This is a genomic window from Nonomuraea cypriaca, assembly GCF_015645445.1.
Lineage (GTDB): Bacteria > Actinomycetota > Actinomycetes > Streptosporangiales > Streptosporangiaceae > Nonomuraea > Nonomuraea cypriaca.
This window is the reverse complement of sequence record NZ_JADOGI010000016.1, coordinates 62,975-78,386: the sequence shown is the minus strand read 5'-3', so window position 1 is coordinate 78,386 and position 15,412 is coordinate 62,975. Positions and strand designations below refer to the sequence as shown.

The window sequence follows — 15,412 nt, the reverse complement described above, 5'->3', positions numbered from 1 at the left end:
CTGAAGAACAACCGCCGCATCAACGCGTTGATCACCGTCATCTGCCTGGCCCTGCTCATCTTCTGCCTGATCGAACGCCAAGTCCGCCAGGCCCTGGCCGCCCACGACAAAACCAAGGTCAACGGCCGGTACGCCGGACGACCCGCCGTTCCCACCGGCAAGCTCATCCTCGACGCACTGGCCGGCATCCGGCTCATCCCGGGCACCGGCCAATCACCCCCGACCATCCCGCGACCCACCGACCTCCAACTCCACCTCCTGGACCTCCTCGACATCGATCCACGAGACCTCCGCTGAAGATCGCTCAAGTGCGGAAAACGGGGCTAGCCACTTGTCTATGTCCTCCACCGACAGCTCGCGCAGCTTTCGTGCCCCGAGCGCCGGGAGGATATGCAGCTGCGCGAAGTCCGTGTAGAGCCGGACGGTTTTCGGGTCGCGGCCCTTGAGCCCGTGGTCGAGCCAGTACGTCACGGCATTGGCCACGGTGTAGTCGGACGGTGCGATGGTCAGGCCGTCTTCGTAGTCCCTGATGATCTCCTTGAGCTTGTCCTTGGCTTCCGTCTTGGTCTTGCCGCTGGCGCGTTTGACGATCCGTTTTCCGGCGGGCGTGTAGCCGAGGCTGGCGGTGGCGATCCAGCGTTGGCGCTTGTCGTCCCAGTGGAGGCCGCCATCTCCCCTGCTGCGTCGCTTGGTCATCAGGCTGCTTCCTCTGCTTCCTTCTCCAGGAGGGCGATGTAGTCGCGGATGGCACCGGCGGTGATCAGGCGGGCGCGGCCCTGTTTGACGGAGCGCAGGCGGCGGGTGCGGATCTGGTCGTAGATGACGGTGCGGCTCATGCGGAGCAGGCGCATAGCGTCGGTGACTCGGTAGAGCTGGGTGTCGGCGAGCCGGACGCTGTCCGGCGTTGAGGTGGTCATGCCTGGTGGTGCTCCTCATCGGCAGGGACAGCGGGGACACCCGGTAGCGGCAGGTGTCCCTCTTGATCGGTCGCGTTGGTGCAGGTCGATGCGGGTCCGGGGACTCCAGGGACAGCGGGGACACTTTCGGGGGATGGTGTCCCCGGTAGGCGGTAGCGGCCGGCGGCGTCCACGCAGAGCTGGCTGTCCGAAGCCATCCGCTGGCAGGTCTTCTTGACGTTGTCGTAGGCGACGCCGACCGCTTCGGCGATGGCCTTGGGCGGGCTGTTGGGCTGCTGGCGCAGGTGGCGGATGATGGCCGCGCGGGTGCCGGACATGGTGTGGTCTTCCGGCGGGCCGTCGAGTAGGTGCCAGACGCCGGCATCGGGCTGGAAGGCCATGGCGTACTCGGCTTCTTCGACGTCGCGGCCGGTGACGTGGAGCACGCCGTCTGCGGTGCCGCGTGCGCGCTTGAGCACGAGCGTGGCGTCGGCGGCGCCGGCCAGGCCGTTGGTGCCGGAGACCTGCTCCAGGAAGTCGTCAGAGCCCATCTTGCGGACGTGATGGACCAGGACGACGGCCACGCCGTACGTGTCGGCCAGGCGCTTGGCGCGACCCATGGCGGTGTAGTCGGCGTCGTAGGCGGACAGGCCGGGCGGGGTGGTGCCACGCACTTTGGCGAACACGTCGATGACGACCATGCGAGCGCCGTTGTTACGTTCCAACCAGCGAGCGATGGCGTCTTCCCCGCCTTGTGGCAGCGTCGGGCATGAGGTGGACAGGGTCAGGTCTCGCGGCGCGGGATTGTCTTGCAGGATCTTGCGCATGCGGGACTGGAGACGGCGTGGGGTGTCTTCCAGGGCCAGGTAGAGCACCGGTCCGGGTTCCACCTCGATGGCTTCTAGGGCCTTGCCGCCGCTCGCCACGGCGATGGCCGTGCCGAGCGACAGCCGGGACTTGCCGACCTTGGGCGGTCCGGCCAGCAGGTTGAGCCCTTCGGCGACGATGCCGGGCACGGCCCACCGGGTCTCCGGGAAGGTCGTGGCCATGAGCTCGTCAGCGGTCCACGAGGTACGGAACGGGACCGCCGGGCCCTGGTCGCCGGGTGCGTGGACCGCATCACCGGAGACCAGGCGCAGGTGGGAAGAGCGTTCGCTGGTCATGCGGCCACCGTCCGTGGACGGCGGGCGCCTGCCCGTAGCCCTGAGGCGATGGTGCGGACAGCTTCGTGGTGAGGCTGGCCAACCTGCTGTGCGGCGTCGGTGAGCCAGGCGGTGACGTCGGCCTCGGCCAGCTCGCCACCGGCGATGAGCTGTCCGAGCGCGACGGACGCGCGGTAGAAGGCGGTGTTGTGGCCGTGTGGTGGTGAGCCGGTGATGCGTTCCAGTTCGGCTGCGATGGCGGCGCGCAGGTAGCTGCCTCGCCGGTTGGAGGGCAGCGACACCACCACGGGTTGCTGTGCCGGGAGCGGTGCGGGGCGGAGCCGGTCGGCCAGCCAGGCGGGTAGCGGGGCGGCGGGTATGGCGTGGATCACGTCGTAGGTGCCGCAGCCGTCGTCGGCGTTGACGTGGCTGCCGGGGCCGACCACGTACCCGCCGGTGGCGCGGGTGTCGATGAGCCAGCCGAGCCCGCCGCGTGCGCCTTGGGTGTTGCCCAGCTCGGAGCCGTCGGGCGTGGTGTAGTACAGGTGCAGGCTGCCGCGCCGGGTGCGGACCTGGAAGGTTTCCAGCGGTAGTGGTTGCGCGGCGTCGGCGCACAGGGTGGCGAACACGTCGGCGCCGTCTGCGATGCCGGGCCGTTCCCACTCTGGTGGTGGCTTCTCGCCTTCCTTGGGACGGTCGAGGTTGACCACCAGGAGGCGGGACGGGCCGGTGGCGATGCCGATGTTGTACGGCCGGTGTGCCCACAGGCTGTGGATGATGCTGGGATCGGTGGTGGCGCGCCCCTGCCAAGAGGTGAAGCCGCGGGGCGGCACCTTGCCGCCGGGCGCGAGCGGGAAGACGTGCCACCCACGGGCGGCGGCGGCCAGTGCGTAACGCAGATTCGAGCGGGTCATGATGCGAGTCCTTGGGTCATGCGCAGGAGCGCGGGCGTGGTGGTCCTCATCGGGTGCCGGCCCGATGAAGCTGGCGGAGGTAGTTGAAGAGGCGGCGGCCCCAGCGCAGGCGCAGGCCGGTGCCGTCGCAGCGGTGGCACCAGCGCTTGAGGTGTCCGTTGGGCTTGAGGGTCTTGCCGACGCCGTGACAGTGGCGGCAGGCCCCGAACGGGGTGGCGGCGCACACCATGGCGTAGGTGAGCGGCAGCGCCAGCGCCAGGACGGCGAGGACCGCCCAGCCGGGCAGCGTGGGCTGCGCCGGAGTGGTCGCGATCAGGGTCGCGGTCGCGGCCAGGTGGGTCATGGCAGGTCTCCAGAGCCGGTTTCAGGGCGTGGGAAGCCGGGCCCGCTACCCGCGACCTGCGGATATCCGGGCTGGTCAGATGGTGTTTTGACGGTCGCGGGGCGGGTCGCGTCACCGCGACCGGTCGCGGGTGGTCCGCGACCCGGCGAACCCTCCGAGCGGGGTTCGCCGGGGGCGGCGCCGGGCTATCCGGTGGTGGTCTCCCGGCGGTCGATCGCGGTGGTGATGGCGGCCTTCTTGGCGCCCTTGAGTGCCTTGCCGTCCCGCTTGATGTCGACGCTCGGCACGGCGAGCGCGCGGAGCTGAGCGGAGATGGCTTCGGCGGTGAGGTCGGCGTAGTGCTCGGGGATGCGTTCGGCCAGTCGGGTAGCGATGACGGCCCACGGCAGGCCGGTCTCTCCGCTCTGGAAGACGCTCAGGGCGTCGGCCAGCACGTCGCGGATTTCGCGGATGGCGGCCTGGCCGGCGGCCATGCCGGTCAGGGTTCCGGCGCGCTCGCGGAGCTTGCGTGCGGCCAGCAGGATCTTTTCGGCGTCCTCGGCGTCGGCCAGGTGGAAGCGGACGGTCGGGGTGTCGTCCCCGGCGCCGCGTAGCAGACCGACGCCCTTGTAGGAGGGCAACAGGATGGAGGAGTCGAACCCCTCGCTGTAGGAGCCGGACCCGAGCACCAGGTCAGAGACCTGCCATGAACCGGTGCGCAGGGCGATGCGGACCTGGTGGTTGTCGCGGAAGCTGGTGAAGGCGGTGGCGGTGTCGCCGGTGCCGACCCCGCCGGGCTTCTGCGTGGCGTCCAGCACGATGACGCCGGCGGCCGGGGCCACCTTGACCAGGAAGACCAGCAGGCCGGCGATCTCCTTGTTCAGCTCCTTGTCGCCGGTGTCGAAGTACTCCTGGCACTCGTCGATGATGACCAGCCGCACGGGCATGCCGTACCTGGAATCACGGGCGATGGCACGGGTCAGTTTGCCTTCGGGGCAGACGTCCACCGGCAGCTCGGAGAGCTTCTGGTAGCGAGCCTGTACGTCTGCTTTGAGGTCGCGGAGCATCTGGACGAAGATCTCCAGCGGGTCGCCGTCGCGGGACGGGGTGAACCCGAAGGCGCAGGTGTGCGCGACCAGGGCGAACTTGCGCCAGTCCGGCGAGCCCTTGCCGTCGAACACCTCCAGCCGGACGTACGGGTCCAGCGCCGCGTACAGCGCCAGGAGGCGTGCGGTGAAGCTCTTGCCCTGCCGGGGCTGAGCGCCGACCAGGATGGACACCCACAGCATGAGCAGGGTGACCGCGCGGCCACGCTCGTCCACGCCGAGGGCTGGGCTACGGGTGCACCGCCGTATTCATGATGTACATCATCATGTACACTGGCGATATGAAGGTGATGACCATGTCCGAATCCCGGGCTAACTATGCTGCTACTCTCGACGCCGTCATCGACGACCAGGAAGAAGTCCTCATTACCCGGCCCGGCGGGGAAGGCGTTGTCATGGTGTCTCAGCACGAGTACGAATCGATGCGCGAGACGCTCTACCTGATGGCCTCTCCTGTCAACCGTAGACGGCTGTCGGAGGCGGTCGCCCGTCTGGAGGCCGGCGGCGGCACCGTCCGCGAACTGGCCGACGAGGACACCACCTCGTGAAGATCCTCTTCGACGAACTTGCCTGGGAAGACTACTGCTACTGGCAGCGAGAAGATCGACGCATTCTCAAAAGGATCAACCAGCTGGTCGCCGACATAGCCCGAAACGAGAACGAAGGCATCGGCAAGCCAGAGCCGCTGAAGTACGAATGGTCCGGCTACTGGTCCCGGCGCATTACCTCAGAACACCGGCTCGTCTATCGCGTCAATGACGACACCATCATGATCGCCGCCTGTCGCTATCACTACGAGAAGTAGCGTCCGTCCGGCCAGCCAGGAACGTGGAACGCCTGGTACAGGCAGGAAATCCCGCTCGCCGAGCAGCGCTACGAGATCTATGTAAAGCAACGGCAGGCGGAGAAGGGCGGATAGTGATGGGATATGCGCGTTTGAAGGACATCCGTGCTGAGCAATGGGAGCGCTGGTCCGGGGCGCCGCGTACAGCAGCAGGTACAGCAACGCCGTCTTACATGATCACACGTCATCAGCCTGTGCCTGCTGCCTGACCAGGACAGGGGCCTTTCTACAGGGTGACCGGTTCCCGTTTGCAAGCAGGAAGTCAGGAGCTCGAATCTCCTAGGCTCCATCAGCACGAAAAACACCCCCGCTGGAGATCGCTCAGCGGGGGTGAGTGACAAACTGAGTGACTACGACTCTCCCGCCGCAGGGAAGATGCCGTCCATCGCCTCGGCACCCTGGAGCAGGACCGGGCGCACTTGGAACCGGTAGACCGTCTCGGTGACCACGGTGTTCGCGTGACCGACCAAGCGTGAGATGTCCTCGATCGGGACCCCGGAGTCCGACAGCAGAGACACGAAGCTGTGCCGTAGCTCGCGCGGCGTCCACTCCACGCCCACCAGGCCAGCATCCACGATGACCTTTCGGAAGTCGCGCCGTACGTTGGTGGCGCTCAACGGGGTGCCGTTCTTCGTACAGAAGACGAGATCGGTCCCGGCGAGGAAGGCCGCCGCCGCGTCGAGCAACTGGCGGGCGAAGGTGACGTGCTCGTCGGTGACCTCGGTCGTGCTCGTCGTGCCGATGGTTACGTCAGCGACGCCGTGTGTGATGTTGATGAAGGCGTGGGAGTGCTCTTTGGCCGGGAAGTACTTCACCTCGGCCAGGGCGTCCGGGTAGATCGAGACCCCGATGCGGGTCTCCTCGTTGGGCTGGACGCGGATGACGGGATGGGTGTGGGCGGGAGTGGGACGCCGGTGAGAATCCGCGGGGCGAGGCCCAGAGTCATGCGGGCGGGGTCGGGCATGTTCAGGCCCTCGGCGATGCGCTCGAACACGTCCGGTTCGGCGGAATCGCCACCAGCGAAAGTTAGGATCACGCGGTGCACATAACGAGCGATCTTCCTAATCGGTCTCGCCAGCTAGCTCCCATGAACCTCAGTGGCAGGGCCTGGGGACGGTCGCCGTACTGCTGGGACTCGGGACGATTTATGCGACGAGTGTTCCCGGGTGGCATTTCGGGTGGCTCATGCTCGTCGGTGTCGGGTGGCTGCTGTTCGGCGTCGGCTGGCTTGCTTGGTGAGCCGTAGGGCAACGCGTCAGGCGGATCATCAACATGCGGGTTAAAAGATCGGATACGCGGGCGGGCCTGCCGGCGGATCACCACGAGGAGTACTGGAAGCTCATGTGGGCGCTGGCAAGCCCATTTCTGAGAGCCACCTTGGGAGCCACTATGTGCCCAGGGCACGCCGCATTTTGGCGGCCAGGGCGGCGGCGTCTTCGGGCGTGCGCTCGACGACCCCGTTTTCTGCCATGAGCGCGTGGTACTGCTGCTGTTCGTACGGCACACCAGGTGGCAGAGCCGCGACGTGCCAGTGCAGGTGGGCGTTCCCCTGCTGGCTGCCCAAGGACAACAGATACGTTCGCTCGCAGGGCACGCTTGCCTCCAAGGCAAGAGCGACTCGGCGCACAACCCGCATCACCGCAACGAACTGGTCCTCAGTGAGATCTCGGACGACGTGCTGGATGTGGTTTTTGGGTGCCACGAGGACGTACCCCGGCAGTGCGGCGAAGCGTGCAAGAAACGCGATGTGCTCGCTGTCGTCGTAGACGATCTCCTCCGGCTGGTCGGGATTCCCGTTGACGATCGCGCAGATGAAGCACGATCCCGTACAGGAACGACGGCTGTAGCTTTCCACGTCGAACGGCACACGCTTGATCGAATCACTCATCATCGCCCTTACTGGGTGGGTGGAGCCCTCGGCCCTGACCACGACATGGTCGTCGTGCCTTAGCGTGCCATTGAGGGCGGTCAGCAGCGGTCAATCACGGTCGCTCGCGGACCGTCTCCCGTTCGAGGCGACTGTGCCTGAAGATTAGACCGGCTTGCAAGCAGGAAGTCAGGAGTTCGAATCTCCTAGGCTCCACCTCGGAAGACTTACGCTTGCCGATCACGGTGAGGCGAGGGTGAGTGGCAAACTGTGTGACTACCGTGTCTGGGGTCACGTGCTCTTGCCTGTGGTGGCCGTCGTCCTGCGAGCACGAGAAGGTCGACGTCGTGCCGGCCAAGTGCCGATGCAAGTCGCAGGAGCAGCGATGAACCAGGCTCCGCGCTGTCAAGGACCTCCTGGAGCTCGGCGGGTGTCCGCCTCCGCGTCGGCCTGGTCGGCCGGAAGCGCTGGATCGGCGGCCCCCCCGCCGTCCTGCTTGTGCGAGGCCCGCACCACGATCTCTTCGGTGTCCTTGTTACGAGTCACCCAGAGGTAGACCAGCGCGCCGACGAACAGCACGATCGAGGTCCACTGGTTGATCCGCAGCTCCAGGAGCGTCACCGCGTGGTCCACCCCGCCGACCGGGTCGATCCGCAGCCCCTCGATCCAGAACCGCCCCAACGTGTACCCGGCGACGTAGAGGGCGAACAGGCGGCCGTGGCGGAGTGTGAACCGCCTGCCGGCCAGGATCAGCCCGAAACCGAGCGCCACGTCCCACAGCGACTCGTACAGGAACGTCGGGTGGTAGAGCACGCCCGACTGGCCGCCGTGCGCCTGGTCGATCTCCAGGCCCCACGGCAACGTGGTCGGACTGCCGTAAAGTTCCTGGTTGAACCAGTTGCCCCAGCGGGCGATCGCCTGCCCGAACGCGATGCCGGGCGCGACCGTGTCGGCCACGGCGCCGAGGGACAGTCCCCGGCGGCGGCAGGCCAGCCACACGCCCACGCCCCCGGCTTGACGCGGTGTGGACGAACCCGGTGCAGCATTCGACGACGGCCTTGATGCGTTCCTCCGTCGAGCTTGGCGCCACCCAGTTACGGCATCAACTGTTCTTCACACGCTCGCTCTGCTCCTGCGGGATCGGGAAGCCGTAGCGCTGTTGCGCAAGCACATCGCCAACATGCCGGGGCCGTGGCGGCTAGTGGGTTGCAAGTGGTGATCAAGCGTTGGTCCATATGTTCCTCTCGTAAGGAAAACATACGAAAGAGACGGTCTCGCCCACTCCTGCGACGTGTTCAAGCTCGTCGCCACGCTAGGGGGCCGGTGCACTACGAGCGCTATCCCACCCAGACGTACGACGGAACATAAATAGACTCAGAAGGGGCATCCACAGATGCGATCGAAGCTGGCCACCCTGTTCCTCGCCACGCTCGCCGCCGGCAGTTGCGTCCTCGCCGGCGCTTCGCCCGCCTCGGCCACGGAGTCGCACGCGGCCACGGAGTCGCAGTACGGCAAGAGCAAATGGATCAGCGCCGAGAGAGGCTGGCAGCACGCGGGCGTGTACGTCGAACCCGGTGACCTGGTACGGATCTACTACGTCGATGGCCACTGGACGGTCGACCGCCGCGAGTTCCCCTACGTGTCCTCGGGCGGCTACCCCCGGCACATCGACCGCAGGATCTACCAGGAGTGCAAGATCCTCAGCAGGCACCCGCACGGCACGCTGATCGCGAAGGTCAACAGCGACCACTACAGAGTCGGCAGCAGGGGCTCCATCCGGGTGCGCGAGGCAGGCTTCCTCCAGTTGCGCATCAACGACGCCGACGGTTGCCTCGGTGACAACGACGGCGCCGTCCGCGTGAAGATCGTGGTCACCGACTAGCCAACCCCTCTGTGAGATCGCTGGCACCGGGTGCGTTATCCCGGGCGCAGTCCTGCCATCAGCTGCTACGACCTCGATGCCGTCCGCCCGCAGCACCGCCCACGTATCTCCTCGACGGGCACCTGCATGTACGCATCCACGTGCGCCAGGGCAGTCGGTCCGCCTGAAAGCGGAAGGTCCTCACGCTCGGGCACCGTACGCCTGCCGCGCCGTACCGGCCAGGTTTAAACCAGGACAACAGGCTTCTGATTGTCACAAAAAGGATTTCTGGCAAGCGGGCGGGATACTGGTGGTGTGTTGAGCAGTCACCGCCTGCGGGTGCTCAGGGAGGTCTTCAGGACGGGCAGCATCGCGGGAGCCGCACGGACGTTGCGGCTCTCGCCGTCCGCCGTGTCGCACCAGCTGTCCCGGCTGGAGGAGGAGGCCGGGGTGGGGCTGGTCGAGCGGGGGGCGCAGAGCCTGCGGCTCACCGCGGCCGGCCGGCGGCTGGCCACCAAGGCCCAGGAGGTGCTCGACCTCATCGAAGCCGCGGAGAGAGACCTGCTGGCCCAGGCCAGGGCTGACGCCGGCCAGCTCAGGATCGGCTTCTTCGCCTCGTCGGGCTACCGGCTGCTGCCGCTGGCGCTGTCGGCGTTCGCGGCCCGCCACCCCGCCGTCGACCTCGACCTGGTGGAGGGGCAGCCGCACGAGCTGATGCCCGACCTGGAACGCGGCGTCCTGGACGTCCTCGTGGTGTTCGAGCACGCCCTGGATCCGTGGCAGCCTCCCGAGGGTGTGGAGATCACCCCTCTGCTGGAGGAGCCCCAGTTCCTGGTACTGCCTCTGGGGCACCCCGCCGGCCGGACCGCCGGGGTACGGCTCGCGGACCTGGCCGACGAGCCGTGGATCACCACCTACGGCACCGACACGCCCGTCTCGGTGCTGGAACGGGCCGGCGTGCTGGAGGGGTTCAGCCCCCGGATCCGCTGCCGCAGCGACCACTACGAGGTGACCCTCGGCCTCGTCAGAGCCGGGTTCGGCGTCGCCCTGGTGCCGAGCCTCGGCGCGCACGGGGCCACCGGCGTGCAGGTGTGCCGGGTGGAGGGGCCTCGGCTGCACCGCCGGATCGGCGCCGCCGTACGGCCGACCAACCCGAATCCGGCCCTGCGGTCGTTCCTCGACTACCTCCTCGACGCCGTCGGCCGCCTGCGCAGCACCACCGGCTGAGGCCCGGCCCGCCGTGCGCGGCGTCACCAGGGAGCCCGCTACCCGCCGGAGGCTTGTCCGCGGGGCCCGGCCGGGGCGGCGCCGACGAGGCGGCCGATGTCGAGGCCGGCTTCGCGGACGCGAGTGACCAGCTCGTGGTCGCTTCCCGGCGGCCCGGACGCGAGGACGGCGTAGCCGATGCGCCGGTCGCCGACCATCACGCCCACGTCGGCACGCACGCCGTCGTCGGTGCCCGTCTTGTTGGCCACCCACACCGTGCCGGGCGGCGCCGTCGCCGCGAACCGGCGGTCCTCGGCATCGTGCGGCAGGAGGGCGGGGACCAGGGCGCGGTCGGTGTTGTGCGCCAGCCAGCCGAGTATCAGCCGGGTCCACTCCGCCCGCCCGTCGAGTGCGGCGGCGAACCTGGCCAGTTCGCCGGCCGTGCCGACGGCGAAGGCGGGCGGGTGCGAGGGCAGGCGCGGCTCGCGGATGCGGTCGAGGACGCGGGTACGGCGCAGGCCCAGCGCCCGCGACTCCTCCGCGACCCGGTCGAGGCCGACGTGGCGCAGGAGTGCGTTGGTGGCGATGTTGTCGCTCACCGCGGCGGTCAGCAGGGCCAGGTCGGCGACCGGCCACCGGCGTCCCGACAGGGCTCGAAGCAGCCCCGACCCACCCACGTGGTCCTCGTCGCGCAGCTCGACCGGCTCCTCGGGGTCCAGCGTGCCCGCGCAGATGGCCCGTGCCACCGTCGCCAGCAGCGGCAGCTTGCCCACGCTGGCGAGCGGCAGCTCGGCGTCCTCGCCGACCGCGATCTCACCGGGCACCGAGACCGCGATCATCATGGCGTCAGCACCGTTCCCGGCCGCGCGGCCGTCTCCTCGCCCTGCCGTACCACGATCCGGCCCGCCACCACCACGGTGTGCACGCCCTTCGGCGGCAGCAGCGGCTCGGCGAAGGTGGCCCCGTCGCACACCGTGGCCGGGTCGAACACCACCAGGTCGGCGTGCGCCCCGTCCACGATCACCCCGCGCCCGGCCAGCCCGAACCGCTTCGCGGCCAGGCCCGTCATCTTCCGCACCGCCGTCGCCAGGTCGAGCAGCCCGAGGTCCCTGGTGTAGTGGCCGAGCACGCGGGGGAACGTGCCCGCCCAGCGAGGATGGGGGCGCCCGCCGGGCTTCGGCACGCCGTCCGAGCCGATCATCGCGTACGGCGCGGCCAGTACCCGGCGCACGTCGTCCTCCACCATCGAGTGACTGATGATCATGACCTCGCCGCGCTCGGCCAGCAGCAGGTCGGCGGCCACGTCGAAGGGGTCGCCCCCCGCAGCCAGTTCGGCGACCGTACGGCCCTCGGTGTGCGGATGGCGGGGGGCGCGGGCGATGGCGATGCGGTCCCAGCCGCCGTTGCCCACGGTGTTCTCCCAGCCGGGCACGCCCTCGGTGATCGCGGCCCGCATCCGGTCGCGCTGCCCGGGGTCGGCCAGTCGCTCGGTGAGCGCGGCGGTGCCGCCGTCGGACGCCCAGGGCGGCAGCATCGCGGACAGGTGCGTGCTGGCCGCCGTGTAGGGGTAGACGTCGCAGGTCACGTCGAGGCCCTCGGCGCGCAGCCGGGCCAGCCTGGGCAGGGTCCGCTCGGTGCGGCCCCAGGCGTACTTGCCGGCGGTCTTGTGGTGCGAGACGTGCAGGGCGGCGCCACTCCGGCGGGCGATCTCCACGGCCTCCTCCAGGGCCTCCTCCACCCGCGACATCTCGTCGCGCAGGTGGGTGACGTACGGCTTGCCGTGCCGGGCCGCGACCCCGGCCAGCGCGACCACCTCGTCGGTGTCCGCGTAGGTGCCGGGCGTGTAGATCAGCCCCGTGGACAGGCCCGCGGCCCCCTGGGCGAGCGACCGGTCGAGCAGCGAGCACATCGTCGCCAGCTCGGCGGGGGTCGCGGGACGGTCCACGGGCCCCAGCACCCCGGCGCGCAGGGTGCCGTGCCCCACCAGAGAGGCGATGTGGTTGGCGCGCGGCACGGCGGCATGCGCCGCGGCGAACCCGGCGAAGTCCTCCCAGAAACCGACGTCGCCGCCGAATCCGACGGACGCCTCGGCCCGCAGCTCCGGCACCCGTTCTGGCAGCGCTGGGAACAGTCCGGAGCCGCAGTTGCCGCAGATCTCGGCCGTCACCCCGGCCACCACCGGGGCCCGCACGAGCTCCCGGCCGCCGCCGAGCAGCGCGATCCCGTCGGAGTGGGTGTGCACGTCGATGAACCCGGGGGCGACGGCCAGCCCGGCCGCGTCCAGGATCTCGCGGGCGTCCGCGCCCGACTCGGCGGGCAGTACGGCCAGCCGCCCCCCGGCCACGCCCACGTCGGCGGTCCGCGGCGGCGCACCCGTACCGTCGACCAGCAGCCCGCCACGTACCAGCAGGTCGAGTTTCACAGCACCCGTCCCAGAAACAGTTTCACAGCACCCGTCCCAGAAACGCGCGGAAGCGTTCGTTGCGGGGGTCCGAGAGCACCTCACGCGGGTCGCCCTGCTCGACGATCACGCCGTCGTCGATGAAGACCAGGTGGTCGCCGACCTCGCGGGCGAAGCCCATTTCGTGGGTCACCACCATCATGGTCATCCCGCTGGCCGCCAGGTCGCGCATCACCGCCAGCACCTCCTGCACCAGCTCGGGGTCGAGCGCGCTGGTCGGTTCGTCGAACAGCATCACCTTGGGGCGCATGGCCAGGCTGCGGGCGATCGCCACCCGCTGCTGCTGGCCGCCGGAGAGCTGCGCCGGGTAGTGGCCGGCCCGCTCGGTCATGCCTACCCGGTCGAGCAGCTCCTCGGCCTGCCGCCTGGCCTCCCCCCTGGGAACCCCGCCGACGACCAGCGGCCCCTCCATGACGTTCTCCAGCGCCGTGCGATGCGGAAAGAGGTGGAACCGCTGGAAGACCATGCCGATGTTCTGGCGCTGCCGGTTCAGCTTCGCTGGCGGAAGATGGTGCAGCCTGCCGTCGCGCTCCTCGAATCCGATCAGCTCGCCGTCCACCCTGATCCGGCCGGCGTCGATCGTCTCAAGCCGGTTGACGCAGCGCAGCAGGGTGGACTTGCCCGACCCCGACGGACCCACCACGCAGACCACGCCGCCCTCGGGCACGTCGAGGCTCACACTCTTCAGCACCTCCAGCGCGCCGAAGCGCTTGCGCACCGAGCGGATCTCCACCATGGGACGGTCCACTAGACCCCACCTCCGGCGAACGGCCGCAGGTTGCGGCGCACCCTGACGGGCAGCGTGTCGTGGCCGCGCTCGAACCGCCGCTCGATGAAGTGCTGACCGACGCTGGCGATCGTGGTGAGCACCACGTACCAGATGGACGCGACCACCAGCAGCGCGATGACCTCGAAGTTGCCCAGGTAGATGCGCTGCGCCACGGTCAGCAGTTCGGCTCCCGCGATGACCGACACCATCGACGTCGTCTTCAGCATGGAGATGAACTGGTTGCCGGTCGGTGGCACGATCACCCGCATCGCCTGGGGCAGCACCACCCTGCGCAGCACCTGGCCGTGCGACATGCCGAGGGCCTCGGCCGCCTCCCGCTGGCCGGGGTCGACCGAGCGGATGCCCGCCCTGACGATCTCCGCCATGTACGCGCCCTCGTTGATCGCCAGCCCGAGCAGGGCCGCGGTGAACGGCGTGACCAGCTCGTTCGCCTGCCACTCGACCAGTTTCGGACCGCCGAACGGTACCCCGATCGCGATGGAGGGAAAGACCAGGCCGATGTTGAACCAGAAGATCAGCTGGACCAGTAGCGGCGTGCCACGGAAGAACCACGTGTACAGCGCGGCGGCCCCGCGCAGCACCGGGTTGCCCGACTGCTGCATCACCGCCGTCAGCACGCCGAGGGCCAGACCGATCACCATCGACAGCACGGTGAGCTGGATGGTGACCCACAGCCCGCCGAGGATCCTGCCGTCGCCGAGGAAGGCGACGATCACGTCCCAGTGCAGGTTCGGGTTGACGATGATCGTGTACGCGAACCAGACCAGGAACAGCCCGGCCACGGCCGCGGCCAGCCAGCGTCCGGGGCGCGGCGGCCGTACCGCGTCCACGGGCAGTTCTGTCACTTCCACGGCTTGGTGTTCACCATCGCCTCGGGTACGGCGTTGGCGGCCACGCCGTACGTGTCGAGGATCTTCTTGTAGCCGCCGTCGGCGATCAGCTCCTGCATGGCCTTGGCCACCGCGTCACGCAGGGCGGTGTCGCGCCGGTCGACGGCGATGCCCCACGGGCCGGCGTCGTACTGGCCGGGCAGCACCTCGTATTTGCCGGTCTGGTCGGCGTACATGGCGGCCACCGGGGAGTCGACGATGGTGGCCACCGCGCGGCCGGAGTCGATGCTGAGCAGGCCGGTGGGGGCGTCCTCGCTCTGCATGATCGTCATCTTCTTGTCGCACTTGTCGTTCTGCTTCTCGCCGATGGCCAGGTTGGAGCTGCCCTTGGCGAGCACGACGGTACGGTCGCACAGGTCGGCCAGGTCCTTGACGCCCTCCGGGTTGCCCTTCTTCACCATGACAGCCCCGCCCGCGTTGAAGTAGTCGACGAAATCGACGGCGGCCCGGCGCTCCTCGGTGTCGCTCATGGAGGAGAGCACGATGTCCCACCGGTCGCTCTGCAGACCGGGGATGAGCCCGTCGAAGGCCGCGTTGGTGATGGTCGGCTTCAGCCCGAGCTTCGCGGCGATGGCCGCGCCGAGGTCAGGATCCACGCCGGTGAGCTCCTGGGTGCCCTTCTTGTACATCTCCATCGGCGGGTAGCCCTCGGCGGTCGCCAGCCGGAGCACGCCCCGCTCGCGCACGTCGGCGGGCACGAGGTCCTTGGCGGTCTTGCCCTTGGCCGCCGCGGCGCCCTGGGTCGCGCTCGTCCCTGAAGAGGAGCGGCCGCACCCGCCCGCGAGCGCCGTGACGACCAGCACGGCTGCGGCGGCCGCGTAGAGGCGCTTTGCCATGAAAACTCCCAGTTCGCGGAATGGTTGTGCACATGGTGGCGGTGAGCGTGGAGGATCCCAACACTCGTGAACGCTTACGACCCTCAGCCTCGAAAATCTCGATGCTCACGAGACGCCAGGGGCGCTCGGCCGGGCGCGCGGGGCGCCTGGTGGGGCTCCCCGGGCACCCCTCGGCGATGCCGCCCCGTTCCGGCTGAGGCCGGCCACCCGAAGCGCAGCCGGCGAGCGCGGAACGTCAGGGGTCAGCCTTGGTAGCGCAGTTTTCTCCGCCGGAGCC

Annotated in this window: 19 protein-coding genes; 5 read left to right on the top strand and 14 right to left on the bottom strand. The window is 69.0% G+C overall.

Translation table 11 applies throughout. From position 1 onward, the window contains the following. The coding region (locus tag ITP53_RS08015) for a hypothetical protein (protein WP_207755642.1) at positions 1–297 on the top strand (297 nt) is incomplete at its 5' end. Here ITP53_RS08015 and ITP53_RS08010 read toward each other — a convergent pair. The 6 genes from ITP53_RS08010 to ITP53_RS07985 all read right to left on the bottom strand — a co-directional run bounded on the left by ITP53_RS08010 (position 214) and on the right by ITP53_RS07985 (position 4,596). Then, on the bottom strand, positions 214–696 hold the full coding sequence (locus ITP53_RS08010; RefSeq protein WP_195894654.1) for a tyrosine-type recombinase/integrase: 483 nt from the start codon (positions 694–696) through the stop codon (positions 214–216). The two genes, ITP53_RS08015 and ITP53_RS08010, sit on opposite strands and share 84 nt — an antisense overlap. Continuing rightward, positions 696–917: a helix-turn-helix domain-containing protein gene (locus tag ITP53_RS08005; RefSeq protein ID WP_195894653.1), complete on the bottom strand. Its 222-nt coding sequence runs from the start codon at positions 915–917 to the stop codon at positions 696–698. The genes ITP53_RS08010 and ITP53_RS08005 overlap by 1 nt, the downstream gene beginning before the upstream one ends. Next, positions 914–2,059: an AAA family ATPase gene (locus ITP53_RS08000; RefSeq protein WP_195894652.1), complete on the bottom strand. Its 1,146-nt coding sequence runs from the start codon at positions 2,057–2,059 to the stop codon at positions 914–916. The genes ITP53_RS08005 and ITP53_RS08000 overlap by 4 nt, the downstream gene beginning before the upstream one ends. Continuing rightward, positions 2,056–2,952, bottom strand: coding sequence for a bifunctional DNA primase/polymerase (locus ITP53_RS07995; RefSeq protein WP_195894651.1), 897 nt, complete (start codon positions 2,950–2,952; stop codon positions 2,056–2,058). Before ITP53_RS07995 ends, ITP53_RS08000 begins: the two co-directional genes overlap by 4 nt. A 46-nt stretch (positions 2,953–2,998) precedes the next feature. Continuing rightward, on the bottom strand, positions 2,999–3,295 hold the full coding sequence (locus ITP53_RS55885; protein ID WP_207755641.1) for a hypothetical protein: 297 nt from the start codon (positions 3,293–3,295) through the stop codon (positions 2,999–3,001). Between the two features lie 185 nt (positions 3,296–3,480). After that, positions 3,481–4,596, bottom strand: a complete 1,116-nt coding sequence (locus ITP53_RS07985) for a hypothetical protein (RefSeq protein WP_195894650.1) — start codon at positions 4,594–4,596, stop codon at positions 3,481–3,483. 35 nt (positions 4,597–4,631) lie between these two features. Between ITP53_RS07985 and ITP53_RS07980 the strand changes: the two genes are divergently transcribed. Together ITP53_RS07980 and ITP53_RS07975 are read left to right on the top strand one after the other, a co-directional pair. Continuing rightward, complete coding sequence (locus ITP53_RS07980; protein WP_328814305.1) at positions 4,632–4,928, top strand: type II toxin-antitoxin system Phd/YefM family antitoxin; 297 nt, start codon at positions 4,632–4,634, stop codon at positions 4,926–4,928. Then, positions 4,925–5,185 (top strand): Txe/YoeB family addiction module toxin, encoded by a 261-nt coding sequence (locus tag ITP53_RS07975; RefSeq protein ID WP_195894649.1) that lies wholly within the window; start codon positions 4,925–4,927, stop codon positions 5,183–5,185. Before ITP53_RS07980 ends, ITP53_RS07975 begins: the two co-directional genes overlap by 4 nt. 389 nt (positions 5,186–5,574) lie before the next feature. On the opposite strand, the gene ITP53_RS07970 is transcribed toward ITP53_RS07975, so the two are convergent. From ITP53_RS07970 to ITP53_RS07960, 3 genes are all read right to left on the bottom strand, one after another. Next, complete coding sequence (locus ITP53_RS07970) at positions 5,575–6,039, bottom strand: site-specific integrase (RefSeq protein WP_328814303.1); 465 nt, start codon at positions 6,037–6,039, stop codon at positions 5,575–5,577. A gap of 572 nt (positions 6,040–6,611) precedes the next feature. Continuing rightward, complete coding sequence (locus ITP53_RS07965; RefSeq protein WP_195894648.1) at positions 6,612–7,112, bottom strand: HIT family protein; 501 nt, start codon at positions 7,110–7,112, stop codon at positions 6,612–6,614. 384 nt (positions 7,113–7,496) lie between these two features. After that, on the bottom strand, positions 7,497–8,096 hold the full coding sequence (locus ITP53_RS07960) for a prolipoprotein diacylglyceryl transferase (RefSeq protein ID WP_328814300.1): 600 nt from the start codon (positions 8,094–8,096) through the stop codon (positions 7,497–7,499). A 388-nt stretch (positions 8,097–8,484) separates the two neighbouring features. Between ITP53_RS07960 and ITP53_RS07955 the strand changes: the two genes are divergently transcribed. Together ITP53_RS07955 and ITP53_RS07950 are read left to right on the top strand one after the other, a co-directional pair. Next, positions 8,485–8,973 (top strand): hypothetical protein, encoded by a 489-nt coding sequence (locus ITP53_RS07955; protein ID WP_195894647.1) that lies wholly within the window; start codon positions 8,485–8,487, stop codon positions 8,971–8,973. Between the two features lie 294 nt (positions 8,974–9,267). After that, a complete protein-coding gene (locus ITP53_RS07950) occupies positions 9,268–10,179 on the top strand; it encodes a LysR family transcriptional regulator (RefSeq protein ID WP_195894646.1) in 912 nt (303 codons plus the stop codon). Between the two features lie 38 nt (positions 10,180–10,217). Here ITP53_RS07950 and ITP53_RS07945 read toward each other — a convergent pair whose 3' ends face one another. Genes ITP53_RS07945 through ITP53_RS07925 form a run of 5 tightly spaced genes read right to left on the bottom strand, consistent with a single transcriptional unit; the run spans position 10,218 to position 15,135 of the window. After that, positions 10,218–11,000 carry a serine hydrolase gene (locus ITP53_RS07945; protein ID WP_195894645.1) on the bottom strand — a complete coding sequence of 261 codons (783 nt, stop codon included), beginning with the start codon at positions 10,998–11,000 and terminating at the stop codon, positions 10,218–10,220. Next, positions 10,997–12,580 carry an N-acyl-D-amino-acid deacylase family protein gene (locus tag ITP53_RS07940; protein WP_195894644.1) on the bottom strand — a complete coding sequence of 528 codons (1,584 nt, stop codon included), beginning with the start codon at positions 12,578–12,580 and terminating at the stop codon, positions 10,997–10,999. Before ITP53_RS07940 ends, ITP53_RS07945 begins: the two co-directional genes overlap by 4 nt. A 22-nt stretch (positions 12,581–12,602) precedes the next feature. Beyond that, the gene (locus ITP53_RS07935) at positions 12,603–13,355 is read right to left on the bottom strand and encodes an amino acid ABC transporter ATP-binding protein (RefSeq protein ID WP_195894666.1); all 753 of its coding nucleotides are present in this window, start codon (positions 13,353–13,355) and stop codon (positions 12,603–12,605) included. A gap of 11 nt (positions 13,356–13,366) precedes the next feature. Then, positions 13,367–14,260, bottom strand: coding sequence for an amino acid ABC transporter permease (locus ITP53_RS07930; protein WP_328814296.1), 894 nt, complete (start codon positions 14,258–14,260; stop codon positions 13,367–13,369). Then, the gene (locus tag ITP53_RS07925) at positions 14,251–15,135 is read right to left on the bottom strand and encodes an ABC transporter substrate-binding protein (protein WP_195894643.1); all 885 of its coding nucleotides are present in this window, start codon (positions 15,133–15,135) and stop codon (positions 14,251–14,253) included. The genes ITP53_RS07930 and ITP53_RS07925 overlap by 10 nt, the downstream gene beginning before the upstream one ends. Positions 15,136–15,412: the final 277 nt, after the last annotated feature.

Excerpts from the sequence above, each read along its gene's own strand:
- ITP53_RS07925 (WP_195894643.1), bottom strand. The coding sequence starts at position 15,135 with ATGGCAAAGCGCCTCTACGCGGCCGCCGCAGCCGTGCTGGTCGTCACG.
- ITP53_RS08005 (WP_195894653.1), bottom strand. The coding sequence starts at position 917 with ATGACCACCTCAACGCCGGACAGCGTCCGGCTCGCCGACACCCAGCTC.
- ITP53_RS07945 (WP_195894645.1), bottom strand. The coding sequence starts at position 11,000 with ATGATGATCGCGGTCTCGGTGCCCGGTGAGATCGCGGTCGGCGAGGAC.
- ITP53_RS07995 (WP_195894651.1), bottom strand. The coding sequence starts at position 2,952 with ATGACCCGCTCGAATCTGCGTTACGCACTGGCCGCCGCCGCCCGTGGG.
- ITP53_RS07965 (WP_195894648.1), bottom strand. The coding sequence starts at position 7,112 with ATGAGTGATTCGATCAAGCGTGTGCCGTTCGACGTGGAAAGCTACAGC.
- ITP53_RS08010 (WP_195894654.1), bottom strand. The coding sequence starts at position 696 with ATGACCAAGCGACGCAGCAGGGGAGATGGCGGCCTCCACTGGGACGAC.
- ITP53_RS07955 (WP_195894647.1), top strand. The coding sequence starts at position 8,485 with ATGCGATCGAAGCTGGCCACCCTGTTCCTCGCCACGCTCGCCGCCGGC.
- ITP53_RS07935 (WP_195894666.1), bottom strand. The coding sequence starts at position 13,355 with ATGGTGGAGATCCGCTCGGTGCGCAAGCGCTTCGGCGCGCTGGAGGTG.
- ITP53_RS55885 (WP_207755641.1), bottom strand. The coding sequence starts at position 3,295 with ATGACCCACCTGGCCGCGACCGCGACCCTGATCGCGACCACTCCGGCG.
- ITP53_RS08000 (WP_195894652.1), bottom strand. The coding sequence starts at position 2,059 with ATGACCAGCGAACGCTCTTCCCACCTGCGCCTGGTCTCCGGTGATGCG.
- ITP53_RS07980 (WP_328814305.1), top strand. The coding sequence starts at position 4,632 with ATGATGTACATCATCATGTACACTGGCGATATGAAGGTGATGACCATG.